Raw genomic sequence first — 26,743 nt, forward strand, 5'->3', positions numbered from 1 at the left:
TTATTTAACATTTATTTATCTTTATCAGTTGACTGTTAATTAATCATACAATATTATCAATGTCAGGCAGCAAATAATTAACATAATAAAAGGCAACCTTAATACAGGCTCTGACAACAAGTTTGTAAATAAGGGGAAGCAGAGGGTAATAGCCTTCTGGGGAAAACAAATGGAGAACACCACTCATGTTCAAAAAAACACACATAGCTAGTGCAATTTTAATGGCAGTTTCATGTCAGTTTGCATATGCACAGCAAGAAGATAATACATCAGCAAATGCTGAGAAAGACGACATTGAAGTTATTCAGGTTTCTGGTATTCGTGGTAGCTTAAATAAAGGCCTGAACATTAAACGACAGTCATTCCAAGTTGTTGATGCGATTGTTGCCGAAGATATCGGTAAGTTTCCAGATAATAACGTTGTAGAAGCGCTGCAACGGGTAACCGGTATACAGGTTACTGACCGTGGTGCTGGTGAAGTAAACACGGTATCTATCCGTGGTTTAACGGACGTGACAACAACAGTCAATGGTCGACAAGTATTTACAGCTTCTGGTCGTAATGTAGCGCTTGCTGATATTCCGGCAGCTTTATTGGAAAGTGTTGATGTATTCAAAACGCGTTCCGCTTCACAAGTAGGTAGTGGTATTGCCGGTCAAATTGACATCAAAACCCAGCGCCCATTTAACTTTGATGGTTCAAGAGTGGTTGTTTCTGCCCGCGGTGTTTACCAAGACCAAGCAGAAGAGGTTGATCCAATTTTATCTGCACTAGCGAGTAATCGCTGGGAGTCTGGTATGGGGGAGTTTGGTGCCTTGATCAACCTTTCATACGCAGAGACTAATTACCGAGACCAAAATATGGCTGCTGGTGCTATGGTGCCATTTATGACTCTTAACCCGGCAGCAGGTTTTGCACCATTTGAGCGAATTCAGGTTAAAGACGGGCGTGTAACTGAAAATCCTATTTGGCAACCAGGACTTGAAAATGGCTTACCATTCCAATCAGGTGCGACGCTAGATGTTAATGGTGTGCCAACTGAATATTACTTGTCACGCGATGCCGTTTTTTCTAATGACTTAACTGGTAAGCGTGAACGCCCAGCTGCCAATCTTTCATTGCAATGGCGCCCTAACAGCGATTCACAATATACCTTTGAAGCCTTTTACAATGGCTACCGTAATGAGTCATTCAATTCGCTAAGCTTTACCTTCGTAGATTGGTGGGGCAATGTTGATACGCAAAATCCACCGACGACCTTTGACGGTACTAACATTATTAAAGAACGTTATGTTGATGCACCATATGGCTTTAATAGCGGTGATTTGAATGTAAGTAAAACCGACAGCTACGTGTTTGCATTAGGTGGTGAATGGACTATCAATGATAACTTTAATTTGTCGTCTGAAATTTATTATCAAGATAGTCAGTTTGAAACTGAGTTTTTAGCAATGCGCAGTGAGCGCGTTGCTTATGGTTTAAATGTAGATTTCAACGATAAAGATGGGATGCCGAGTTTAGAGTATGTTGATAATCCAGATACCACAGCGAATGAAGTTGATTTAACCGATACCTCGCAATGGAATGTTGCTCAACTGTATGACAATGGTGGCAATCGCAAAGGTGATTCACTTACCTTCACGCTAGATGGTGAACTGTTTGTAGACCGTTTTGGCTTTGATGAAATAGGTTTTGGTATTAAATACGATAGTAAAGGCGCTTCAGAAGCATCACGTGAATCCAGATTTGATGTAGACATATTTGGACAGTCTTTCTCATCACTTGACGAAGGTTTAGCTTCTGTAAATGAAGGTTTTTTTGATGGCAAAGCTAATTGGCCATCATCGTGGGTTGCCCCAAGTGGGCATTACATTCAGGCGAATCGAGGCTATTTCCGCGAACTATATGGTATAAAGCCAGAAAGTTTGGAGTTAGAAAAAACATTCGATGTTGATGAAAAAGCGTATGCAGCTTACATTCAAGGTAACTTTTCAGGAACATTGTTTGGACGCGATATAGATGGTCAAGTTGGCCTTCGTTACGAAGATGCTAAGATTGATATGACCTTTTTCGACATTGATCAAAATCCTACCGCTGTTAGTTCGGCAGAAAATAGTTCATCGGCTTGGTTACCTAGCTTTGTTGTACGTTATCATTTGAGCGAAGATTTACTTGCTCGTGCCGCTTATACTCAGACTATTCGTCGTCCTGAGTTTTCACAGCTAAACTCGTTTATTTATTATACTGAAGATGTCACAGATATTGGTTATGGTACTGCAAATGGTGGGAATCCAAGCATAAAACCCGTTGAATCGAAGAATTATGATTTAACTTTAGAGTGGTATTTTGCTGAAGCAAGCTCGCTGTATGGCACATTGTTTAAGCGCGATATAGAAGGATTTGTCTATGGCTCTAACCGTATCATTCAATATCAAGGCCCAGATGCGACTGAGCCTGAGGATTACATTCTTACTCAACCAAATAATTCGTCAAATGGTACATTAGATGGCTTAGAACTTGGTCTTGTATATTTCCCTGACAATTTGCCTGATTGGTTAATGGGGGCAGGTATTCAAGCCAGTGCTACTTTACTTGATTCAAAACAAGATTTACCGAAGTATAACGATGTAGGTGAGTTAGTTGGTACAGATTCGCGTGATATGTTTGGTGTGTCTAAGTCATCGTACTCAACTGTTTTAATCTATGAACGAGAAGACTTTGATATGCGTTTGGCCTATTTATGGCGTGATGATTTCTTAAATAGCTATGAGGCCGCACAATTTGCTAACCCACTGGGTATCTACCGTAGCCCAGAACAGAGTTTAGATTTTCAGGTAAGCTACGATGTTACAGAAGATCTGATGGTGACATTTGATGGTACTAACTTAACGCAAGAAACGTATCAAAGTTATTATGAGTATCCAACGACACATAATTCAAATAGTGCACTATATAGTCGCACATTTGCATTAGGTGTACGTTACTCTTTCTAATCACAGTTATATCAAATAAAAGCCTCGGATCGTCCGAGGCTTTTCTATTTTCTATTATATGACCTTTGTCTAACCGAAAATGGTTGCGTTACAAATAGTATGATAATACTATTAATCAGGTTATCATTAAATTTACAATAATAAGCAATACAATGGTCACCAGTGTGATAAAACAAAGAATAGGTGACCTTTATTCTTTTAAATATGGCGTATTAAGTTACTACATATTTTAAAAATCAGGTAGTTGTATGGAAAATCAAAAGTTATCAGTGGTAGAAAAAGTCGGCTTTGGTGCCGGTGATATGGCAGTAAACGTTATGGTTGCTGCATTATTTTATTTTATGTCGTTTTTCTACACCGACATTTATGGCCTCGACCCTGTTGATATGGGTATTTTATTTTTAGTTGCACGTTTTGTTGATGCGTTTACTGACCCATTAATGGGCGTGATTACCGATAAAGTAAAAACTCGCTGGGGGCAGTTCCGCCATTGGTTCTTATTTTTATCTGTGCCATATGGTATTTCAATCGTCCTGCTATTTACCACGCCAGATTTTGATTACAATATGAAGTTGGTGTGGGCTTATCTTACTTATTTATTTGCCACCTTAATGTTTACCGGTGTAGCAATTCCTTATATTTCGTACATTGGTGTATTAACCGCAGATCCTAAAGAACGTTTATCAGCGAATGGTTATCGGATGTTTTTTGCCAAAATAGCCAATGTTATTATTGTATTTTCTGTACCTTTACTGGCGTCAATGTGGGGCGGTGGCGATATCGCTCATGGTTATAAACTGGCAATGATTTTAGTGTCTACCTGTGGTGTAGCATTGTTTCTGTTTTGCTTTTTTACTACTCGTGAACGTATTACTCATGAACCACAAACCGAAAGCATACTGACCCAATTTAAAGTGCTGATTAAAAACGATCAATGGTTGCTGCTATGCGCCGCATGTGTGCTAGGTACTTTAGGTTATGCAATTCGTGGCAGTGTGGCTATGTACTACGCTAAGTACTATTTAGGTGCTCCTGATCTGGCGGGTACTTTTACCAGTGCCGGTATCGCAGCATCAATAGTATCTATGGTGGCAAGTACGTGGATCACCCAACGTTATTGTAAGTTAAAACTATTTAGATGGTCACAAATCGCAGTGTTGTTTATTTCGCTGATAATGTTTTTTGCAGTGCAACCTGGTGACATCTGGTTGGCCTTTGTGTTGTATATCATTTTATCTTTCGTGGTTGATTTACATGCACCGGTGTTTTGGTCCGCGATTGCAGAAGCGGTTGACTATGGCGAAATTAAAGATGGTGTTAGGGCATCAGGCTTGTCATTTGGCGGGATTTCATTTTGCCAAAAAGCCGGTGGTGGTTTAGCGGGTCTTGCCGGTGGTTTACTGTTAGCTTTTTTTGATTACCAGCCAAATATTGAACAAAGTCAATTTACCATGACTGGATTAGCATTAATGCTGACCATAATTCCTGGTGTGTTTCATGCCATTTTGGGCTTTGTGCTATTTAAATACAAAATTACCGATAACTATTATACCGATATGGTTAAAAACCAGCGGTTACCAGAATAATTTTAGGAGCATTTATGTCAACTTTACCTAAACCTTTGATCCCACAACGTGCTGATCCATATATTCATAAGCACACAGATGGTTATTATTATTTTACCGCGTCAGTGCCTGCCTATGATGGCATTGAACTGCGCCGTGCAAAAACCCTAGAAGGGCTTGCAACTGCAACGCCAAAAATGGTCTGGATGAAGCCACAAACAGGTCCATATTCTGAGCTTATTTGGGCTCCTGAGATCCATTTTAATGATGGCGCTTGGTATGTTTATTTTGCCGCAGCACCGAGTCGTGAAATTAAGCACGATTTATTTCAGCATCGTATGTATGCAATTAGCTGTAAAGATGCGGATCCGATTGAAGGCGAGTGGCAGTTTTGCGGTCAAATTGAAACCCCATGGGATACTTTTTGTTTAGATGCCACGACTTTTTATCATAATGATGAGCTTTATTATTGTTGGGCACAAAAAGAACCGGGTGTAAAAGGTAACTCAAATCTGTATTTGGCAAAGATGTCATCACCAACAGAGATCACTGGCGAAATCACCCGTTTAACCATCCCTGAACTTGATTGGGAAATAATTGGTTTTTGGGTGAATGAAGGCCCTAACGTACTTAAACGTAATGGCAAAATATTCTTAACGTATTCAGCCAGTGCTACTGATGAAAACTATGCTATGGGCTTGCTATATGCGGACCTAGATAGTGATTTATTAGATATAAATAGCTGGACTAAAGTACAAGAGCCGGTATTTCGTAGTAACGAGCCTAAGTCGATGTTTGGCCCCGGGCATAACAGTTTTACGCAAGATGAAAATGGTAACGACGTGCTGGTTTATCACTGTCGTCAATATACTGAAATTGAAGGTGATCCACTGTGGAACCCAGATCGTCATACCTTCACAAAATCACTAAATTGGGATGATAACGGTATGCCTGTTTTTGGTAAGCCTGGCGAACAATAAAAATAACAAAAGGACTCTGTGTATGTTTGTTTTAGCAGTAAAAAAATTACCACACGTTATTAGTTTTTCACTTGCGGTAATGTTGTTATCGGCTTGCAGCGAACACCCTAATGCAGATGATAAAACTGTTAATACGCATCATACACAGCGCACACCACAACAACTTTTTGCACTTGAGCAAGTTAGCTTAAGTGCAAGCCCATTTTTACATGCCCAGCAAACTAACGTTCGTTATTTATTGGCATTGCACCCAGATCAATTATTAGCCCCTTACTTACGTGAAGCTGGTATCGAGCCCAAAGCGTCATCTTATGGTAATTGGGAAGACTCGGGGCTTGATGGTCACATTGGCGGTCATTATTTATCGGCGTTAAGTCTTGCGTGGGCTGCAACTGGCGATGAAGAACTAAAGCGCCGTTTAGATTACATGTTAAATGAGCTACAACGCGCACAACAGGTTAATGACGGTTATTTAGGAGGCATACCAAATGGTCAAGCGATGTGGCAACAAATCCATGATGGCAATATTAAAGCCGATTTATTTAGTTTAAATGATCGTTGGGTGCCGCTTTATAACATAGACAAAATTTTCCATGGCTTGCGTGATGCTTACTTGATTGCAGGCAGTGAACAAGCAAAAACCATGCTGTTTGATTTAGGCGAATGGTTTTTAAACTTAACCTCTAAGTTAAGCGAGCAGCAGATTCAACAGATGCTGTATTCAGAATATGGCGGTTTAAATGCGGTATTTGCCGATATGGCGACGATCAGTGGCGATAAGCGTTATCTCAAATTAGCGCAACAGTTTACTCAAAATAGCATTGTCGATCCGCTGTTAAAAAAACAAGATAAGCTAACTGGCTTACATGCTAATACCCAAATTCCAAAAATTATTGGTATGTTGAAGGTCGCTGAGGCCACTGATGATAAAGCGTGGCAACAAGGCGCAGATTATTTTTGGCAAACAGTGACTAAAGAGCGCTCAGTGGCCATTGGTGGTAACAGTGTGCGTGAGCATTTTCACGACAAAAAAGATTTTACCGCGATGGTTGAAGACGTTGAAGGCCCTGAAACCTGTAACACGTACAACATGATGAAACTCAGCAAGCTGCTGTTTCTGAAAACCGCGGACACTCGCTATTTAGAATACTACGAGCGCGCAACCTATAACCATATTTTATCGTCGCAACATCCTGAGCACGGTGGGCTTGTGTACTTTACGCCAATGCGTCCTGGGCACTATCGTATGTATTCATCGGTACAAGATTCAATGTGGTGTTGTGTCGGTTCGGGTATCGAAAATCATAGTAAATACGGTGAGCTTATCTACAGCAAAAAAGACAATAACTTATGGGTAAATCTATTTATTCCAAGTACCCTTGATTGGCAGCAACAGGGCTTAAAAGTAACTCAACAAAGCCATTTTCCTGATGCTAATAATATAACCTTAGTGATTAACACATTAGATAAAAAACATAACTCATCAGCGCAGCTGCATATCCGTAAACCAAGTTGGGTTACTGATGAATTGCAGTTTAAGCTTAATGGCAAAGCAATAAATGCCACTGCAGAGCAGGGGTATTACGCAATAAAACATGACTGGCATGATGGCGATAAATTAACTTTTTCTTTAGCGCCAAAACTGTACACAGAGCAGTTGCCTGATGACCAAGATTACTATGCGGTATTGTATGGTCCTGTGGTAATGGCAACCAAAGTACAAGCGTTTAAAAATGAGCATTTAAACTTTGTTGCTGATGACAGTCGCATGGGTCATATTGCAGCAGGGCCTACCTGTCCACCCGAAGCACTGCCTATCATGCTCAGTGAACCCGAGCAGTTTATTGCTGATTTAAAGCGAGCCCCTAGCGCAGAACTTGCATTTACCACAGATAAAAATGTCGCCATTGCTCAGCAGGGGATAGGGAGCACACAAACAACTCAGTTAATTCCGTTTTTTAGGCTTCATGATAGTCGCTATCAAGTTTACTGGCCGCAGCAAAGTGAAGCCGAATTTACTCAATTTGTTAAAGATTCAAAAGCGGCTGAACAAGCAAAAGAGCAATTACGATTATTGACCGTTGACCAAATTACACCGGGCGAGCAACAGCCTGAAGTTGAGCATGACTTTAAAGGTGAAAATACCCGTGCAGGTGTTAATAACGGCCATCATTGGCGTGATGCAACAGGTTGGTTTGAATATAAGCTAACTAACTCAGAGCAGCAGGCAGTTGCACTGCGTATCCGTTACTTTACTGCAGATGTTGGACGTAAGTTTACTATCACAATTAATGGTGAGGTGCTGGCAAAAGTTAGCTTACCTGCTAAGCAAACCGGTGCAGAATTTTACAGTATTGATTATCCATTAACTGATGAAATGAAAAAAGCTAGCTCATTAACACTGCGCTTTAGTGCAATAAAAGGATCGGTTGCTGGTGGTATTTACGGTATTCGTTTAATCAATAATAACTAGTAGGACGAGTATGAGTTTACAGCATTATGACGATGTGCATTCTAAAGTGAGTGTTCGGCGCTACCCGCTCGCAGAGCAATACATAACACAGCCTGGTGTGCATGTAACCGGCTCGGGTTTAATGTATCGAATTATTGAACTGGGAAGTGGCGAACCACCTTCATGGGATGCTACTGTTAAGGTGCAGCAACGCGTGATGACTGCAACAGGGCATGTGCTTTATGATACGCGGCAAATCGAGCAAGTGGCTGAGTATGAGATAGCAGAAGCAATTGAAGGTTTGCAAGAAGCATTAATGCTAATGCCTAAGGGAAGTCGTTATGAGTTATTAATTTTACCTCATCTAGCCTACGATATTTACAGTGTGGCACTGAATGAATCTTTAGCGACAAGCAGTGAGCAGCTTATTTTTATGGATATTAAACTCATTGATTTTAAAGAGTAATATTGGTGCTAGAGCAGTAATTCTTGTGTTAATAATGCGATATATCAAAACAAAAAACCTGCAAAAAATGCAGGTTTTTTAGTGGCTGTTCTTAAGTGTTACTTCTCAATCAGCTTAGTGGTGCGCTTGTTTAGATCTTTGCTATCAACTACTGGCCAGTTATCGTCCCAAGTCATCGGTAGAATACGTAATTTTTGTAAACCGTTATCAGCCGTTTCGTAAGCATGAAGTACTAAGTAATCTTTACCGTCAAAGGTATAAGCGGCATTATGACCAAGCGCTACCCAGTCTTTATTACCTTCGATCACCAGCGAACCACCGCCATTATTTAAGTCACGGCCTTCTTTATCAAGGTATGGGCCTTCTACGTTTTTACTGCGCCCTACACGGACATTGTAAGTGCTGTCTAAACCTTGGCAGCATTTATCAAACGACACAAATAGGTAGTAATAGCCATTCTTTTTAAAGATATATGGTGCTTCTACAGGTCCGTGTTCAGTGTTAGGGCGTGCTGAAATGCTATGCCATTCTTGTGGTTGTGCCAAACGTACCATATCATCGTCAAGTTTCACTAATTTAAGACCGCCCCAAAACGAACCAAAGCTCATCCATGGTGTACCATTGTCATCTTCAACAATCGCTGGATCTATGGCATTCCAGTTATCACGCTCAGGCACAGACTGTATAACTATACCGTGATCTATCCATTTATAATCTGGTGATTTAGGATCTAGAGTTTCGTTAACCGTTACACCGATCGCCGAGGTGTTTTTACCAAACGCAGACACAGAATAATAAAGGTAAAACTTGCCATCTTTTTGGTATACATCCGGCGCCCAAAGGTGGCCACCAAAGTCACTGGCAACTCGTTTTGCCCAGCTCGGCTCGTCTTTAAATACGCGCCCGGTAAGCTGCCAATTTTTCATGTCTTTGGATTCGTAATACGTGATCCCCATACCCGTGCTAAAAACATAATACGTATCGCCTTCTTTGGTCATTACAGGGTCGTGTACTTCAACTTGTTTAGCCATGGTATTACTTGCTAAACAAAGTAATGTGCTTGCACCGAGCAGTTTACATGTATGAGCGAACTTTTTTGCGTGTTTCATAGTTGCCTACCTTTTTATTTTAATCATTAAACTTATCAGCTACTATAATATATGTAATACAATATTAACAATGGAAATTAAACTATAAAAATAGGAAATACCATGGCCAAGAATCTGATTGCCACTGCAATTATAAGCGTACTTAGTATGTCATGCTTTTACAGTGTTGCAGAGGCAAATAATAGCCCAACATTAATGCCAATTGATAACCCGATTGTTTTGCAACGCGCTGATCCTTGGTTGGTCCGCGATGAAAAAACCGGTTGTTATACCTTTATTGGTACATCCCCTAAGTTTGACGAAATTGAATTACGTCAAGCTTGTAGACTTAATGACTTGAAACTAGCAGAGCCAAAAGTGATTTGGCATAAAAATGAAAAAGGCCCAATGAGTACCAATATTTGGGCACCAGAGCTACATAAAGTTGATGGCAGTTGGTATATTCATTTTGCAGCGGGTGATGTAGAAAAGCCGTTTAGTATTCGTATGTTTGTGCTTAAAAATGACAGTGAAAACCCGATGAACGGGCAGTGGCAAGAAATGGGTCAGTTAAAAACCCACCTTGATAGTTTTTCGTTGGACGCTACAACATTTAGCCATAAAGGTAAGCGTTATTTAGTGTGGGCACAGCAAAACCAACCCGCAACGTATAACTCCGCATTGTGGATTGCACAAATGGATTCACCAACATCGATAAAAGAGCCAATAGTGAATATTTCAGAGCCAACACTTGATTGGGAAATACAAGGCTATAAGGTGAATGAAGGAGCTGCAGTGATGATCCGTGAGGGGAAAGTGCTACTTACGTATTCTGCCAGTGCGACTGATCATCGATATGCAATGGGCTTGTTATGGGCCGATGCAGATGCTGATTTACTCGACCCCGCAAGCTGGCATAAAAAGCCACAGCCAATTTTTGCAAGTAACGAAAAAGTAGGGCGCTTTGGTCCAGGTCACAATAGTTTTGTAAAAGCAGAGGACGGTGTTACAGACTTACTAATTTACCATAGCCGTGATTATAAAGAGTTACAGGGTACACCCTTAACAGATCCAAATCGCCATGCGCGTGCACGCGTAATAAAGTGGGATGACCAAGGATTTCCTATTTTGTCTAAAGAAAAAGGAGACTAATTATTAGTCTCCCATAGTTAATAATGAGTTTACTACAGTCAGATATATGCCGATGATAGTGATTTAAACTATTAAAATATTCTATAGGTCAATTACGAAGGGATGTGCCTGTATCCTTTGTGTTTGCTCGAGTGTTAGCCCTTTAGCGGTTGCTGCTAAAGGAACGCGGTGCATCAGATTGTTGACGGTGGTGCTGGTTAAATCATCTTCAGTTCCATTGGCTTCTACGGGGTGAGCGAGTCCAAGGAAGTGGCCAATTTCATGCGCTGTTAATCGTGCTATCTCGTTTATAGTGCCAGGAGCACTTTGTGGGAAAGCGCAATTGGTGGGTGATACAAAAATACCATCAGCCACACCTGCGCCACCAGGGATACGAGGCGTAAACCCTGCTAAATTTTGTAGGCCAAAGCCAGTTTGTTGTTTAACGCATTTGCCAATAACAACACTAATCGTATCCTCATCTTTGCTTTTAAGTTGTGACAAGATATTTGCTAAAGGGGTTAAATCGTGAGTACTTTTCATTATGATGGCTGCATCATCTATAAATTCAACCTCAGTTACATTAACGTTCAGGTCTAATTCAAGGCCAATTAAAATAGAAAGTGATTCAACATCTATTTCAGAAGCAATAGCAGAACTTAAAGCAAACCTTACGTTAATGCTTGGATTAGCTGGCATAGCAGAGACGAGCAATTCTATATTGATATTTTTGGCTAGAGTATCTTTGGAAAAAGAGTCACACGGCACTGGTTTAAATATCATTTGAGTGACCTCCGCTGCAACACCTTCTAATACAAACAAACCCTGATCAGAAAGTTTATTTGTTCTCCAAAGGTGTTTATTTGCGCTCGACTTATCGGTTATTAGCGTATCGCCATTAACATTTAAAGCTGATGAGGCAATCAAACATCCCTTGGGCAACGTTGTTACACGAAGCGCACGTCGGGCATCACTAAGGGGGATCTTAACGGCAAAACTGTTATTTTCGGTCGTATTTTGAAAATTAACGTTAAGCGGTGTCCAATCATTTTGCTTAGTCTCTTGTTCAGTCGTTTGCTTAGTAGGTTGTTCAGTAGCCTGTTCGCTATTACAGCCTGTTAAAGTAACAGCTGCAAAAGCGTATAACATTGGCATAAACTTTCTCATCTCAAATCCTTCGCGCTAAGATACCTACCAATACGTCTTTTAATGTATACATCTGATTCACGTTTATATTGAGTTACTAATAGATTTTTCGCTTCTTGTGTTTGTTGGGCGCCAAGTAAATCAATACTTGCGGCACGTAGTTGTGGATCGAGTGAATTTACACGCTTGGCAAGTGCATCAACCACGTCGGATGATGCTGCGCCACTATCTTTAAGTGCTTTGACTAATGCTGCGCTTACTGAAGAGTTATTTTCTGAGCTTAGGGCTTTTAATAAAGCGGGTTGGGCTTGCTCAGAGTTTAGCCTTGCTAGCGCATCAGCAGCCCGACGGCGTGTGGCCTCTGATTGCGATATTAGTTGTTCACTCAATAACTCAGTAAATGCAGGATCAGCCGTGTTCCCCATACTATCAATAAGCGTAAGTTGCTCACTTTGTGAAGCGGTGTCTGCAAAATTTTGTTGTAGTGAATCTATAATATACTCACGTAAAAGCGGGTCATCAGAGCGGTCGACCATTGAGCCCATACCCAATAAACTGGTATTACCGGCAATATCTTTCATCGTAGAGCGAGATAGCAAAAGATCGGCAACCTCTCGAGAAGGCTCGCCTATATCTGCCAATGCCGAGGCTGCTCTTGATTGATCGCCTTGACTTAGATTTGCATCAAAAACCATCTCTGACAATGCGTCGGTTGCGTTATTTAACCCAGATAATTGCAGTGCTAAAAAGGCTGTTGGACGAGCTTCATCGTCAAGTGCACCATAAATTTCGGATACTAATAAATTAACGTCTTCAGGATGTTTTTTAAGCCATGCTGCCATTTCTAGCGCTGCTTCATAATAACGCGGTGATGGATCGTTTATCGCATTAATAAAACTATCAAATGTTTCCTCATAGCTTTGGCGGCTTTGAACGGTTTCATCAAATTGAGCTGGTAGGTCATAGGGAGTAGATTTTTCTGCCATGCTCCAATCTATTTGCTCAATTGCTGTAAATAACTGATCGTCACGTTGTAATGAAAACGTTTGTAACATTCGTATTTCAGGTTCATTTTGAACTTTTACACTGATTTCCTCTTCACCCGTAATCGACTGCCACCAAAGGGGCATGCCTCTGTTGAATGTAGCCGTTGCAATGGATTTATTAACAGACAGTATTAAACCAAAGTCATCGACTGCACCTCTCGTTAAGTGATTATTTTTAGCACGCTGAATCTGAACAGGCGACTCATTAACTAAATTAAAATGTGCAGTATAATCACCCAGACCATCTAATGCTGAAAGCTGCCAATGAGATGCGTTTTTCTTTGGTAATGAAAAAGTTAAATTATCAAGCAAAGCTGCAACTAGCAACTGCGTTTTTGGCTCCCATGATTGTGTAAACGCTGTACTGGTTATGATGCAACTTTTGTTCACTTCTAAAAAAAATATTTGTCCTTGTGGAGAATCTGCACGCTCCTCTGGTAACGTCATAGCTTGCTTTAGTTCAACATCACTAAAGCTTGCGCGTATTTTTGCTATATCTCCATTAAATTCATCAACATGCCAACTCATTATCGCTTTAAAAGTATCACTTTGATTCTCCGCTGTGACAGATGATTCTACTTTAAATGCGCTCTTTTGACCTTCACTAAAATCACAACTTGCCGGCTGCAAAAGGCCAACAACTTCGAGTTGATTAGGTTTACTAACCAGAGCGAACTTTATGAAAACAGTTCCAGCAATAATGACAACAGCACTTGCAAGCAGCACTGTTTTCATTGTTATTTTATTCATTGTTATATCTCTCATTTATAGTGCTGGTTCTAGCTTTAAAGTAACTCAAGCGTACCTGATGTACTGCGTCTAAGTAGCTGTTGTGTAACAGGTCTTGATGAGAAGCTGGCAAGGGTTACTGACTTACTACGACGGAACCGGAATACTTTAATTGAGCCTACTAATTTAATTTTGCCACTGATTGTGTTTAGAGAATGGTCTAAATCAACATTACCTCGAACCAACACTCGTTCATTATCCGTAAGGCCAAAACCCAGCGTTCCGGTCAATGGAAATTTATGCTCTAAAAGACGTAATCTAGCTTTAACACCCGCTTTAACAAAACGTAAATTTAAGCCACCAAATACAATGCCTGTGAAGCTAAAGTTAGGTGTTACGGTACGGCGAATATAACCACAGGTTGCTATTTGCTCTTGCGATACAAGTAACGTTTGACACTGTGCTAAATCGTCAAGTAGATCCATATCATCATCGACATCAAGCCCAATTCGGCCACCGACACTAACTTTAAAACCTAGACGAACAGGGCCAAAACCATAACCTAAGCTAGCCACTTGCTGGGTTTTATCTTTCTCGAAATTGTGTTTTATTTTCAGGTGTTTTTTACCCTCTTTACTATTTTCATTTTTACCTGCAACGACTTTATTAAACACTTTGATTTGGTGAAAATAAGATGATTCTTTCTTTGTGACGATTGCTTCAGCTAAAGCCTCAGCTATTTTTACATCAAAACGTCTGCCTATATTCCCTTTTAATACTATTTCACCAGTGGCACGGCTTAAAATACCATTGCGCTGTAGTGTGTTATCAATATCCATTTCAGACTCAACACTGATGCGAGAGCTACCAGGTCGGCGCTTTTGGTTTTTCTTAAATGCAACTTGGCTTGCTGCTGAGATGTTATTACTTTCTCGTTCTAGGTTTATATCAACGTCTTTGCAATCATTGGTTAAATCATTTTCATTACCGTCTTGTACAAAGCTAGTTTCGATACAGCCACGCAAAATGAAAAAGGCCTCGTTAGCAAGGTCGCCTTCAAGTAGTGCATCTAAGTCCGTTTGCTTTAAATACAAGTCATGATTAACTTGATCTGCAGTACCTGGTTGAATTTCACTAAATTCATATGAGTTATTAACTTGCCCATTTTCTTGGCCAATCATTAAATCAAGTTGTATCCCAGGGTTGTTTTGGGCAATCAATTTATAGGTTAAATTTGCAGACGACGGTAACTGATTAAGTTGCTTTAGTTGCTCTTCACTCATACCAAATGTTAGCTCTTGTTTGATAGTAAGGCCTGAACTTGGATCAACAACGTCTAAATCTTCTGGGATTTCATCATCATTAATTTTAGAATAATATGGATCAGCACCATTAAAAACAAAACCAGACTGAACGGAGAGAACAGGAGTCGGCGATTCATCTTCATGGGGTAAAGCCAATAGCCCTATGGATGACTCCGTTTTAAGTTGATACTCTACATCTACACCCGCTTCACGTAATGAGAGCACTGGCAACTTAGTATTAACATAGCCATTGATTTCTTCGCCATCACGATAAAAACCGACTTTTAACTCAACTTGTTTTCCTTGTTCGGCAAGGTTTTGGCATTCACTTATCGGCCAAATAAATTCATTTTCTACCACGGTAGGCTCACCGTTAGCAAGTAGCTGTACATTAATTGCATTAGAGTTACAAACAATAGGGGAGGAGGGATCAATTGGATTTTTCTCTACAAAACTGAAGGTAACAGGAACTTGCGTCTCTTCAGTTGCATCTTTACTGGTATTTCTAATAGTAAATGACACCGGTATTCGATGGTTAAGGGCAAATGTTTTAGAGGTATCAAAGTCCATTGTAAAATTGGACATTTCGACATCAAAGTCAACTGGAGCAGGTTCTTCGACTGATGGGGAGTTATCACCACATGCACTTAATGCCGCCAGTATCACCAATATATTAATAGCGCGAAGTGGTTTGTTAATTATCATTGTTACATTTCTCAAATTAAATTAATCATCGAACAATAATAGCGACCCTGCGTGGTAATCCCCGTCGTAGTTAACGTGGTAATTTCCGTGGTATTTGTTATATGCTCAACAAGGTTGTATTTGAATTGTGTTTGGTTTTTATACTTCGCTATTTATATTTAGCTAGCTAAACGTTAAACATTTCTTTAATTTTAAGAGAAACATGCTGTTGTAAAAAAGTAACTGTTAAATAATAATCGGCGTGAGTAATCAGTCAGTGATACAATTATCCTCATTCAAACATGTTTTTTATCCTTCCTAAATGAGAGATTAGATCTCTGACCAGTAAAAGTACGCTTTACATAACATATAAAGTGGTAAATATTGTGCGCAAATAAGTGCTGTTATAAAACACAGTAGTCAAAATCGAATTCTATAGGAATGTGTTTTATGGTCTTAACAATAAATATGTTAGGGGAATTAAAAATACTGCGTGATGGTGAACCTTTAACATTACCAACGTCTAAAAGAACACGTGCGCTGCTTGCTTACCTTGCATTTACATCAAGGCCGCACCGTAGAGATCGCTTATGTGAAGTTTTTTGGGAAATACCAGATGACATTAAAGGCGCTTTGCGATGGTCGTTAAGTAAAATTAGACCTTACGTGAATGACAAGGAATGTGAGCGATTAGTAGCGGATAGAGAACGCGTTAACTTACTGAGTGTAGGTATTGAAATTGATGTACATACGATTACGGAAAAAGTAAAACAAGCTAATTTATCAGCCAAGGAGCTAGAGACTATTTTAGCCCAATTACAAAGTCAATTTTTAGAGGGGATTGACTTACCAAACCAAGCGCTATTTCAGCAATGGTTGACAGGTGAGCGTCAGCAACTGAAGAATCTGCGTGCCAAAGTGTTACAAAGACTCAGTTGCCATGCAGATGTGGAGTTTTCTAAAAGGTTACAATACGCTAGAGATTGGCAAACTATTGATCCTTTTAATCCCTATGCAGCTACTCAGCTCATTACTCAATTAGAGTTATCAGGTAAATTTAATGAAGTTAAAAAGCTTTCATATGAGTTCGAAAAGCGCTTTAACCGAGCAGGGATCAATTGGTCGAAAGAAAGTAGTTTAAATGCTAACCCTGATGAAATTCCCAAAGCTATTAATCAAACAGAAGTGCGAGAGTTATTGGCACGACAGAAGGTACAGTTTTGTAAAGCGAAGGACGGCGTAAGTATTGCTTATGCATCTGTTGGTAAAGGTTTGCCAATAATAAAAGCTGCAAATTGGCTAAGTCATCTCGAACACGATTGGAACTCTCCAATTTGGAGCCCTTTGTTTCGTGATTTAGCGCAGAGCCATCATTTTTTTCGCTATGACGAGCGAGGTAACGGGTTATCTGATTGGAATGTTAAAGATATCTCTTTTGAATCTTTTGTGACTGATCTCGAATCAGTTGTTGAGGCAAGTGGTCATCAGCAGTTTTCTTTATTAGGTATCTCGCAAGGGGCTGCCGTATCGATAGAGTATGCGATAAGACATCCTGAGCGAGTTAAGCATTTAATTTTGTTTGGAGGGTATGCCGCTGGTTGGCGTATCGATGCAGATGAAAATACAATCCAAGAAAGAGAAGCGGTGATCACTCTAACCAAAATTGGCTGGGGGCAAAATAATCCATCTTATCGACAAATATTCTCTTCAACATTCATGCCCAGTGCAGATCAAAGTGAGCTTGCATGGTTTAATGAGTTTCAACGTCTCACAACATCTCCGGAGAATGCGGTGCGATTTCTTTCTGTTTTTGCTGATATTGACGTGCGTGAGCAGCTTGCCAAGTTGAAAGTGCCTACATTGGTACTGCATTCTTTAGGCGATGAACGTATACCTATTAGTGTAGGGCGTGACCTTGCTGCTGCTATTCCTAATGCTGAGTTTGTTGGTTTAGAAAGCGATGGTCATTTGTTACTGGGTAGAGAGCCAGCATCAAAAGTATTTGTTGATACTATTCGTGATTTTATTGCGCGACATTAAAGAAACCATAATAGGGCATAACAATAAAAAGACTGCTAGTTCAGAGTCATATCTGGTCTAGTGGGCATTAAAAAGTGAATATCGGCTTCCTTTTTATTTAGTTATATATTAAAAGGAAGCATTGATTAAAAAGGGGAGTGATAACACCCCCTATAAACGTGGGAACAACTAATTAAGTTTTACCAGAAGCGGTAGTAAATAAACGCAGTGATACCGATGATCCCCGCAGTATGAATGTAATCCCACTTATCTAATCCGGCAGCCACTTCTTTTAAAGTATCTTTGCCGATACTTGAGAAGGTTAAGCCTTTAAGCTGCTCTTCACTGGCGGGTTTAGTGAAAAAACTCACTACAATCATTATCACTACCACCACTACAAACAGTAAAATACAGTAGTAAAGCCAATTCATGTCGGTGATCCACGCAAGCGGTGTACCGCTGATAGCATCTTTGAAAGGCAATAGTACTAATCTGATCATACCTAACACAAACCCAGACACTAAACCGATAAAACCAGCATCAGGAGTAAAACGTTTACTGCATATACCTAGCAAGAACACGGCGGCAATACCTGGAGCTATTAACGATTGAACGCTTTGTAAATACTCATAAAGTACATCAGCAATTAAGCTCATAATAGGGATCCACAGTAAGCCTAAAATAACAATTGCAACGGTTGCTAAGCGGCCAACTTTTAGCAGATGCTTTTCGCTCGATTCGGGTTTGAATTTTTTATAGAAATCGATAGTAAATAACGTCGCTGATGAGTTAAATAACGACGCTAACGAGCTCATTAATGCTGCAACGAGGCCACCAATTACGATGCCTTTGACGCCGGATGGGAGTAACTCGGCAACCAATGTAGGAAACGCTTGGTCCGCACTGTCATAACTAATAATGCCTTTAACTTTTAGTGCATAGGCAATCATGCCCGGTACTAAAAAGATAAAAATAGGCAATAGCTTTAAGTAACCTGCAAACATAGTACCGCGACGAGCTTCTTTAATGCCTTTCGCCGACAGTACCCGTTGTACAATATATTGGTCTGTACACCAGTACCAAAAACCAATGATAAATGAACCAAATACGATCCCCGGCCACGGAAACTCGGTATCTGAGGCACTGCGAATTAAATGCATGTTCATATCGTTTATGCGTTCAACTTCAGACCACCCGCCGACTTTATCCAAACCGACAACTAAGATCACCACAGAGCCAATAATAAGTACTGGCGTTTGTAAAACAGAGGTCCACATGATGGCTTTCATACCCCCGAGTACAGTATAGATACCGGTGATCACCACTAAAGCAATGGCTGAGATCCAGAAGAAATCAATGCCCCAAATGCTTTCAATTCCTAAAATAGTCTTAAAAGCGATGCCGCCAGCATAAACAGTCACTGCTACTTTAGTCAGTACATAACTGATCAAGGAAATAACCGATAAAAAAGTGCGTGATTTTGAATTATAGCGACGCTCTAAAAACTCCGGCATGGTATATACTTTACTGCTCCAGTAAAAAGGCACAAACACCCAACCAAGTAATAAAATAATCCAAGATTGCATTTCCCAGTGGGCTAATGCCATGCCTGATTGTGCACCTGCACCAGATAAACCAACGAGGTGTTCTGAGCCAATATTCGAGGCAAAAATTGACGCACCAATAACTAACCAACTGGCATTACGCCCAGCTAAAAAATAATCTGTAGTATCTTCTTCTTTTTGTCTCATCGAGACGACGACAACGGCTAATAACAAAACAAAAAATCCCGCTAACACTAGCCAGTCGAGTGTACTTAATTCGATCATCTTTAATTCCATCTAAGCCCGGAGATCAATCCGGATTATTTGTGTGTATAAAAATATTATAATACAAATGAGGTGAATGAAAGAGATTTGTTAAAAATTAGTAATACTTTAAATTTTTATGTTTTCAGCAATTACACAGTTCAAACAGCGGAAAAAAGTATTTACAGTAGCATTGTCAAAGATTTGCCTGATGACGCGGTAAGGTTATAGTAGTATCATAGAATAAGTATTTTTAAAGGAACTGTTTATGGCACGCATTGAAAATTTAAATTTGTCGCAACAGGTAACCAATGAGTTAGGTAAAGCCATTATTAATGGTCATTACACTGCTGAAACGGGTTTACCTACTGAAGCAAAATTATGTGAAGAGTATGGCATTAGTCGTACTGCTATTCGTGAAGCAGTGAAAATGCTTGCTGCAAAAGGGCTTATTTCATCGCGCCCGCGCCAAGGCATTCGGGTTGAACCAGCAAACACATGGAATTTATACGACACCAGCGTATTAAAATGGTTGCTTGATAGTAGCCCGACCTTGTATGTGTTAAAAGAATTTTTACAAGTACGCTTAGCTATTGAACCACAAGCAGCGGCACTTGCAGCAAGACGTGCTGATAAAGGCGCAATTGCAGAGATTGCGATTGCAGTTGAAAAAATGCAAGCGGCGGCTGATGCCTCCGATGGCGAAATCCATGAAAGTGATTTAGCTTTTCATACCGCAATTTTGTTTGCCAGCGGTAATCGTTTTTTCTTTCAATTGCGTGATTTTATTTGTACTGCTCTTAACGTTAGTATTCAGCATACAACACCCGCGAAAGGTAATAAAAAAGCCATTGCGGATGAACACTTTAAAGTGTATCAAGCAATTTTAAATGGTGAGCCTGAGCGCGCTAAAAACATGATGACGTATATGATTGACGAAGCTATGTCATTTATTGAAAAAGAAATAGCTGAAAAAGAGTCACAAAACGAATCGAAATAACCATGTTTTGTTAATGAATTATCTTAATACTTAAGGAAATCATGCCAGTCTCAACATCACACACAACAAGTTATCCAAGTCTCGCTGGTAAAAGTGTTTTTATTACCGGCGGTGCAACAGGGATCGGTGAAGTCATGGTAAAGCGCTTTTGTCAGCAGCATGCAAAAGTAACTTTTATTGATATTGCCAAACAGCAAGGTGAGCAATTGTGTAGCCAGTTAGCTGGCCAGTATCGCTTTGATCCGCAGTATATTTACTGTGATCTTCGTGACATTGAACAATTAAAAGCCGCTATTGAAACAACGGGCAAAACACAAGGTGAGATCAGCGTATTGATCAATAATGCGGCTGACGATACTCGCCACGTTGCCGATACCATGAGTGTTGAATACTGGGATGATAAGTTAGCCGTTAATTTACGGCCATGCTTTTTTTCGGCGCAAGCCGTAGCCCCGCAAATGCAGCGAATTGGTGGTGGTAGCATTATCAATATGGGCTCAGTGAGCTGGCGTATTAAGCAAACGGGCATGCCAGCTTACACCACGGCAAAAGCTGGGATCGAAGGACTAACCCGTTCATTAGCTGCGACTTATGGTAAAGATAATATTCGTATTAACACCTTAGTACCTGGCTGGGTGATGACCGAGCGCCAAATAACGCATTGGTTAACTCCAGATATGATTGAAGATGTTAGACATAATCAATGTATAAATGAAACATTACAGGCCGATGATATTGTCAATGCCGCATTATTTTTAGCCGCAGACGACAGTAAAATGATGACCGCACAATCACTTGTTGTTGATGCAGGTTGGACTTAAAATTCAATAAAAAAATTTACCTAACGCCAATGATATTATAATATTAGGATATTCTTGTCTGTAAATTAGTCAAACCTAGTTAAATAAGGTAGAAACGCGTTGCCCGATATCGTATTAGTTTATTTTATATTAATAATAGGCGCATGCTTGCAATGCGTGATTGGGTTTGGTCTTGGCTTATTGTGCGCACCTATTTTATACTGGCTTATGCCAGAGTTAGTGCCAGGGCCAATGATTTTAAATGCTTTATTACTCACCTCAATTCTTGCCATAAAGCACCGTGGCGCAATAGATCTAAAGCAAACCGGCTATTCAATTTTTGGTGGCGCCGTCGGAGTGTTAATTGCTGCAGCGGTAATGTTGCATGTTGATCCCCATCAGTATCGTATTTTACTCGGTTGTTGTTTACTAATTGCAGTTGCGTTATCACTTACAGGTTGGTCGCCTAAGCTTACCTTTATCTCTAATGTACTGGCATCACTAGCATCTGGTTTTATTGGTACCACCACATCCGCAGGCGGCGCACCGATGGGGCTACTCTATCAAGCGCAAAATAAAGATAAAATTAAAGCTAACTTAAGTATTTTCTTCGTGTTTATTAATTTATTTGGGATCACTGCGCTGCTGCTTACGGGCACCGCTGACTCTAATGACTTACTGCTATTTATTGAATGCTTACCCGCTATTTTAATTGGTTGGGGGCTTTCATACTTGTTAAATAATACAATTAATGAACAAGCCACGCGTATTTTAATTATTGTTGTGGCGACTTTTTCAGGGCTGGCACTGATTTTCTTGCAACGTTAAAATAGCGCAATAAACTCACATGCTGTTTTAAGGTAAATAATGGCGATTAACTCGATTAAAATGATCATTCCTTGCCAATGTTTACTTGGCGAAGGGCCATATTACAGCGCATCGCTAAAGTGTTTATTTTGGGTCGATATTTTAGACAAACTACTTTACCGTTTTGATTGCCAGCAACAAACAGTGTGCCGTTACCCGATGGAGCAGGCTATTTGTTGGATCATGGAAACCACCGAACAGCGTTTAATCGCAGGTTTTGAGCGCGGCATTTATTACCTAGATAACAGCACATACCAACCAATCGAGCTGTATCCACTGACTACTCTTGCAGTAAATAATCGTTTAAATGATGCCAAAACCGACCGCAACGGGCATGTGTTTTTTGGTACGATGGATAAACATGAACAACACAATACTGGGGCGTTGTATCGCTTTGGTCAGCAACAAACGCCAACCATTGTTGATAGCAATTATGTGATCAGTAATGGCCCTGCAATAAGTAAAAACGGCCGTATTTTATATTCAACAGAATCATCCACCCGCACTATTTATCAATTTGATTTAAATGAGCAAGGTGAGCTTAGCAATAAGCGAGTATTTGTAAAATTTGACGAGACAATGGGCTTTCCCGATGGCATGACAGTCGATAACGACAATCACTTGTGGGTCGCGTCTTGGAATGGCCACGGCCTTTATCGTTTTTGTGAAAATGGCACTATCGTGCATTTTTATCGACTTCCCGCACCTAGGATCACCAGCCTCACTTTTTTTGGCGATGACCTAACAACCATCGCCGTTACCTCCGCCCGTACTGGCCTAGAACCTGAGATACTAAAACAATACCCCTACAGCGGCGCCGTATTTATTTTAACTGCAAGCGTCAAAGGGATCGCAGAAAGCCCAGCCCAATTGTAATTAAGTAGATCGCAAATAAACGATGTATGCCCTTGTTATTAGAGGCCGCACTCAAAAGCATGTTTAATTTTTGATCTACAACAAACCGTTCAGGGGAGTATAATTACAACGATTTAGCTTTGAATGAACCGGACACGATACCTTGCTTAAGCCTTTATTTTGATCTTTAAAAATATGCAATACAAACAGTGGGTTACAATATGTCATGTTTTATAAGATAAGTTACCTTATTTAATCTAACTGTCCGTTTAAATTTTTTTACTGATATTCTATTGTTCACTGCCGCACTGGCAGCTTAGGTGACGATGAACCGACAAAAATATCGGGAATATTTTTGAACTGCGAAGCAGACCTTTATGGCGAAGGGCAGGACGCCTAAAGTAAACGACATATTTAATAAAGAGTGCAGCCTGAGAAAGTGAGGTCATGGTAGATTTTTGTTTCCGACAAAATCTAAGTACCTAAATCCATTTAGGTAATGACCGATGTAACCAAGCTCCATGGACGGATTGTTAACACCGTGGTTTGTTTGAAGTACTGTCGCGCAAGCAAACTTAGCGCCTACGGTGGATAATATTGAAAATGGTGTTGTATATTTGTGCGCCAGCAAACTTAGCGCCTACGGTGGATAATATTGAAAATGGTGTTGTATATTTGTGCGCCAGCAAACTTAGCGCCTACGGTGGATAATATTGAAAATGGTGTTGTATATTTGTGCGCCAGCAAGCTTAGCGCCTACGGTGGATAATATTGAAAATGGTGTTGTATATTTGTGCGCCAGCAAGCTTAGCGCCTACGGTTGATAATATTGCAAATGGTGTTGTATATTTGTGCGCAAGCAAGCTTAGCGCCTACGGTGGATAATATTTAAAATGGTGTTGTATATTTGTGCGCAAGCAAGCTTAGCGCCTACAACACAGGCAGCTTCGGTGACGATGGACCGACAAAAATATCGGGAATATTTTTAAACTGCGAAGCAGACCTTTATGGCGAAGGGCAGGACGCTTAAAGTAAACGACATATCTAGTAAAGAGTGCAGCCTGAGGACGTGAGTTCATGGCAGATTTTTGTTCCCGACAAAATCTAAGTACCTAAATCCATTTAGGCAATAACTTATGTAACCAAGCTCCATGGATGGATTGTTAACAGCGCGGTTTATTTGAAATTAAGTTTACTTTGATTTGTCGCGAGGTAAACTCGCTGCTACAAATACATGGCTCTAATGCTCTTCATCAAAGACTTGAATTTGATTGCGGCCTGATTTTTTTGCCACGTAGAGTGCGCTGTCGGCGGCGAGGATCATCATATCGGCGGTGGTGTATTTATCTGGTTTACAGCTGTAACATCCGATGCTGAGGGTGAGGTGGTCGGCTACGTTTGAATTTGGGTGCAGGATATTTAGTTGGCTTATTTGCTGTTGCAGTAATCTGGCAAATTTTAAGCAGTGGGGTTTATCAATGCAGGGTAACACAATTGCAAATTCTTCTCCGCCGTAGCGAGCTGCTAAATCACCTTGTCGCTTACATAAGCGATGCAAGGTTTGGGCAACTTGTTTGAGTGCCTCATCGCCTTGCTGGTGGCCATTATTGTCGTTATACAGTTTAAAATAATCGATATCACAAATGATTAAACTCAATGGTTGATGTGAGCGTGTTGCGCGTTGAATTTCACTGAGTAAGGTTTGATCAAAACAGCGGCGATTGGCGATATTTGTCAGGCTGTCGAGATTTGCTTGTGATTGCAGTTCTTGGTTGGCTAAAAGTAATTGCTGTTGAGCTTGCTCTAAGCGTTGTTTATACAGAACGTTTTTCAGTGCATTGGCAATAATTTCACCTACCAGTTTGATCCGCATAAGATCGGTGTCGGTCCAGTGGCGTATATGTGTTACACAATCACAGCCAATAAAACCAAATAAGGCGTTTTCAGAGCGCAGCCCAATACATAAAACAGACTTGATCCCCTCTGATTCAAATTCAGCTTTTTCAGCAGCAGCGGCTGGGGGTAACAAGTTTATATCAGATACCTTAAAAACGTGCTTTTCGTTCATGGTACTAAAAAAATAAGGTAATAAATCTTGTTGAATATCTTGCAGCTTTTCTTTAAAAGGTTTGACCTGCGTATTAACCCATTCATGAGTATTGCTCATGGCTTTGCCGTTTTCACTAAATTGGAATAAATAGCTACGATCAGCATCACAAAATGTACCTATGGTTTTTAAAGCGCTTTCGATCTGCTGATCGAGGTTGTCTATTTGTATATCAATAAGTTGTGTTGATATTTTTGCTATTACTTCGTCAAAATCAGCGTGTACAGTAAACGATGAGTGCGGTTCAAGCGCCAGCATTATTAACTGTGGGCCAATTAAACTATAGGTGACTGTAACACGCAGGAGTGTGTGTTTTGTGGCAATGTTATAGATGTGTTCGGTGTTATTTTGGGGAGTTAAAAAGGTCTGATAATCAACAATTGTGTGGTTTTCTGTGTGTTTAATTGATAAGTGCTGAAACGCTTTTGTCACTGGACTTATTGTTGGCATTAATTTAAGTAATTGCTGACTTGATGGGTTGGCGTGCAGCGTGTCTGTTTGTTGATCAAACAGTATCATTGCAAGTGGTAATGCTTGTAAAGATTGCCAAATTTCGTCTACAGAATACTGTCTCACTGGATTTCCAACTTCCTATTAACAAATTAAGCTTACATTCAATTTTAAGAAAATGGTACTTTAATTGGTCGTTTTTATAGATAAATTAACTCGATATTAAGTTTTTAGTGCGTTTGGCTTATGGAAGTACTACAATTGATACTGTATATCATTACTCTTTTAAACGTTTCTTAGAATGATGACTCTTAGCACACTTAAGCACAGGTAAAACCGCTTTTCATGACCGACATTACAACTCACCAAGCATCACGACGTAGATTATTAATTGCATTAGCAATCACTAGCTCATTTATGGTTATTCAAGTTATTGGTGCCTATTATGCAAACTCTCTTGCCGTATTAGCCGATGCTGGGCATTTATTTGTTCATAATAGTTCTTTATTTATTGCTTTGATCGCATCGAGCTTAGCGATTCATTTAGCTAAAAACTACAACGATGGTTATCAAAAAGCAGAGTTGACCGGTGGTTTGATCAACGGTTGTTTATATTTGGCGATCAGCCTGGTGATTTTATACGAAGGCGGCGAGCGCTTTGTACATCACCATGAAGGGCAAGGCCCCGTCGTCAATAGCTATTTAATGTCGGTTATTGCCGCCACTGGATTTTTATTTCACGGTGCTGCAGCATGGGTATTATATAAAGGTAGAAAGGCTAGCTTTAATGTTTATGCGGTATTTTTACATTCATTTTTTGATTTGATTTCAACTGTCTCTACGTTTATCGCCGGTATACTTATTTATCTAACGGGTTGGAGCATTATTGATATTTTATCGAGCATGCTGATTGCGTTATTTGTTTTGTTTACAGGTGTAAAAGTGATTGTTGGATGCGTTAAAGGTCTGCGTTTAAATAAAGCAAAACTACCCGATGTGGCCGATATTGAAAGTGCCATAGGACAAGTTGAGCATGTAGAAAATGTGCACAATGTTACGGTTATGCGCCGTGACAAGGAGTTAGTTGTAGGGGCGCATGTGGTACTTAAACAACATTGCACTAAAGAAAAACATGATGAAGCATGTCGACTTAAAGTTGAGCAATTGCTAGCAAGGCAATTTAATGTTGGCAACAGCGTATTACAAATCGAAAGTCATGGTTGTCAGCATTAAATACAACTAGTTAACTTGGC

At 40.1% G+C, this 26,743-nt stretch carries 18 protein-coding genes; 12 read left to right on the plus strand and 6 right to left on the minus strand.

Translation table 11 applies throughout. The features are described from left to right. Positions 1-185 precede the first annotated feature (185 nt). The 5 genes from PSR9079_RS00735 (at position 186) to PSR9079_RS00755 (ending at position 8,456) form a co-directional block, all read left to right on the plus strand. Positions 186-2,993, plus strand: a complete 2,808-nt coding sequence (locus PSR9079_RS00735) for a TonB-dependent receptor (protein WP_149980053.1) — start codon at positions 186-188, stop codon at positions 2,991-2,993. Positions 2,994-3,241: 248 nt separating this feature from the next. After that, positions 3,242-4,579, plus strand: coding sequence for an MFS transporter (locus PSR9079_RS00740; protein WP_149980054.1), 1,338 nt, complete (start codon positions 3,242-3,244; stop codon positions 4,577-4,579). Positions 4,580-4,593: 14 nt separating this feature from the next. Then, positions 4,594-5,538: a glycoside hydrolase family 43 protein gene (locus tag PSR9079_RS00745; RefSeq protein ID WP_033103079.1), complete on the plus strand. Its 945-nt coding sequence runs from the start codon at positions 4,594-4,596 to the stop codon at positions 5,536-5,538. A 22-nt stretch (positions 5,539-5,560) separates the two neighbouring features. After that, positions 5,561-8,011 (plus strand): glycoside hydrolase family 127 protein, encoded by a 2,451-nt coding sequence (locus tag PSR9079_RS00750; RefSeq protein WP_149980055.1) that lies wholly within the window; start codon positions 5,561-5,563, stop codon positions 8,009-8,011. Positions 8,012-8,021: 10 nt separating this feature from the next. Continuing rightward, positions 8,022-8,456 carry an FKBP-type peptidyl-prolyl cis-trans isomerase gene (locus PSR9079_RS00755; RefSeq protein WP_145234141.1) on the plus strand — a complete coding sequence of 145 codons (435 nt, stop codon included), beginning with the start codon at positions 8,022-8,024 and terminating at the stop codon, positions 8,454-8,456. A gap of 98 nt (positions 8,457-8,554) precedes the next feature. Here the strand turns inward: PSR9079_RS00755 and PSR9079_RS00760 are convergent, their stop codons facing one another. Continuing rightward, on the minus strand, positions 8,555-9,565 hold the full coding sequence (locus PSR9079_RS00760; RefSeq protein WP_149980056.1) for an arabinan endo-1,5-alpha-L-arabinosidase: 1,011 nt from the start codon (positions 9,563-9,565) through the stop codon (positions 8,555-8,557). Between the two features lie 102 nt (positions 9,566-9,667). Between PSR9079_RS00760 and PSR9079_RS00765 the strand changes: the two genes are divergently transcribed. Continuing rightward, positions 9,668-10,696, plus strand: coding sequence for a glycoside hydrolase family 43 protein (locus PSR9079_RS00765; protein WP_149980057.1), 1,029 nt, complete (start codon positions 9,668-9,670; stop codon positions 10,694-10,696). Between the two features lie 81 nt (positions 10,697-10,777). On the opposite strand, the gene PSR9079_RS00770 is transcribed toward PSR9079_RS00765, so the two are convergent. The 3 genes from PSR9079_RS00770 to PSR9079_RS00780 are packed head-to-tail and all read right to left on the minus strand — an operon-like array spanning position 10,778 to position 15,605. After that, complete coding sequence (locus PSR9079_RS00770) at positions 10,778-11,842, minus strand: zinc metalloprotease (protein ID WP_149980058.1); 1,065 nt, start codon at positions 11,840-11,842, stop codon at positions 10,778-10,780. Continuing rightward, positions 11,839-13,617: a HEAT repeat domain-containing protein gene (locus tag PSR9079_RS00775; RefSeq protein ID WP_179959131.1), complete on the minus strand. Its 1,779-nt coding sequence runs from the start codon at positions 13,615-13,617 to the stop codon at positions 11,839-11,841. Before PSR9079_RS00775 ends, PSR9079_RS00770 begins: the two co-directional genes overlap by 4 nt. Positions 13,618-13,652: 35 nt before the next feature. Beyond that, a complete protein-coding gene (locus tag PSR9079_RS00780) occupies positions 13,653-15,605 on the minus strand; it encodes a hypothetical protein (protein ID WP_149980060.1) in 1,953 nt (650 codons plus the stop codon). A gap of 429 nt (positions 15,606-16,034) precedes the next feature. On the opposite strand from PSR9079_RS00780, the gene PSR9079_RS00785 reads away from it, so the two are divergent. Next, positions 16,035-17,624, plus strand: a complete 1,590-nt coding sequence (locus PSR9079_RS00785) for a bifunctional AfsR/SARP family transcriptional regulator/alpha/beta hydrolase (protein ID WP_218939769.1) — start codon at positions 16,035-16,037, stop codon at positions 17,622-17,624. 179 nt (positions 17,625-17,803) lie between these two features. On the opposite strand, the gene PSR9079_RS00790 is transcribed toward PSR9079_RS00785, so the two are convergent. Next, positions 17,804-19,432: a sodium:solute symporter gene (locus tag PSR9079_RS00790; protein WP_145234135.1), complete on the minus strand. Its 1,629-nt coding sequence runs from the start codon at positions 19,430-19,432 to the stop codon at positions 17,804-17,806. A 247-nt stretch (positions 19,433-19,679) separates the two neighbouring features. Between PSR9079_RS00790 and PSR9079_RS00795 the strand changes: the two genes are divergently transcribed. From PSR9079_RS00795 to PSR9079_RS00810, 4 genes are all read left to right on the plus strand, one after another. Further along, a complete protein-coding gene (locus PSR9079_RS00795) occupies positions 19,680-20,411 on the plus strand; it encodes a FadR/GntR family transcriptional regulator (protein WP_145234132.1) in 732 nt (243 codons plus the stop codon). A 41-nt stretch (positions 20,412-20,452) separates the two neighbouring features. Beyond that, positions 20,453-21,232: an SDR family NAD(P)-dependent oxidoreductase gene (locus PSR9079_RS00800; protein WP_149980061.1), complete on the plus strand. Its 780-nt coding sequence runs from the start codon at positions 20,453-20,455 to the stop codon at positions 21,230-21,232. A 99-nt stretch (positions 21,233-21,331) separates the two neighbouring features. Next, positions 21,332-22,039, plus strand: coding sequence for a sulfite exporter TauE/SafE family protein (locus PSR9079_RS00805; protein ID WP_149980062.1), 708 nt, complete (start codon positions 21,332-21,334; stop codon positions 22,037-22,039). A gap of 39 nt (positions 22,040-22,078) precedes the next feature. Continuing rightward, complete coding sequence (locus tag PSR9079_RS00810) at positions 22,079-22,954, plus strand: SMP-30/gluconolactonase/LRE family protein (protein ID WP_149980063.1); 876 nt, start codon at positions 22,079-22,081, stop codon at positions 22,952-22,954. Positions 22,955-24,173: 1,219 nt separating this feature from the next. On the opposite strand, the gene PSR9079_RS00815 is transcribed toward PSR9079_RS00810, so the two are convergent. Next, positions 24,174-25,616 (minus strand): sensor domain-containing diguanylate cyclase, encoded by a 1,443-nt coding sequence (locus tag PSR9079_RS00815; protein WP_149980064.1) that lies wholly within the window; start codon positions 25,614-25,616, stop codon positions 24,174-24,176. Positions 25,617-25,835: 219 nt separating this feature from the next. On the opposite strand from PSR9079_RS00815, the gene PSR9079_RS00820 reads away from it, so the two are divergent. After that, a complete protein-coding gene (locus tag PSR9079_RS00820; RefSeq protein ID WP_149980065.1) occupies positions 25,836-26,723 on the plus strand; it encodes a cation diffusion facilitator family transporter in 888 nt (295 codons plus the stop codon). Positions 26,724-26,743 lie beyond the last annotated feature (20 nt).

The sequence above is a fragment of the Pseudoalteromonas rhizosphaerae genome, assembly GCF_902498845.1.
Lineage (GTDB): Bacteria > Pseudomonadota > Gammaproteobacteria > Enterobacterales > Alteromonadaceae > Pseudoalteromonas > Pseudoalteromonas rhizosphaerae.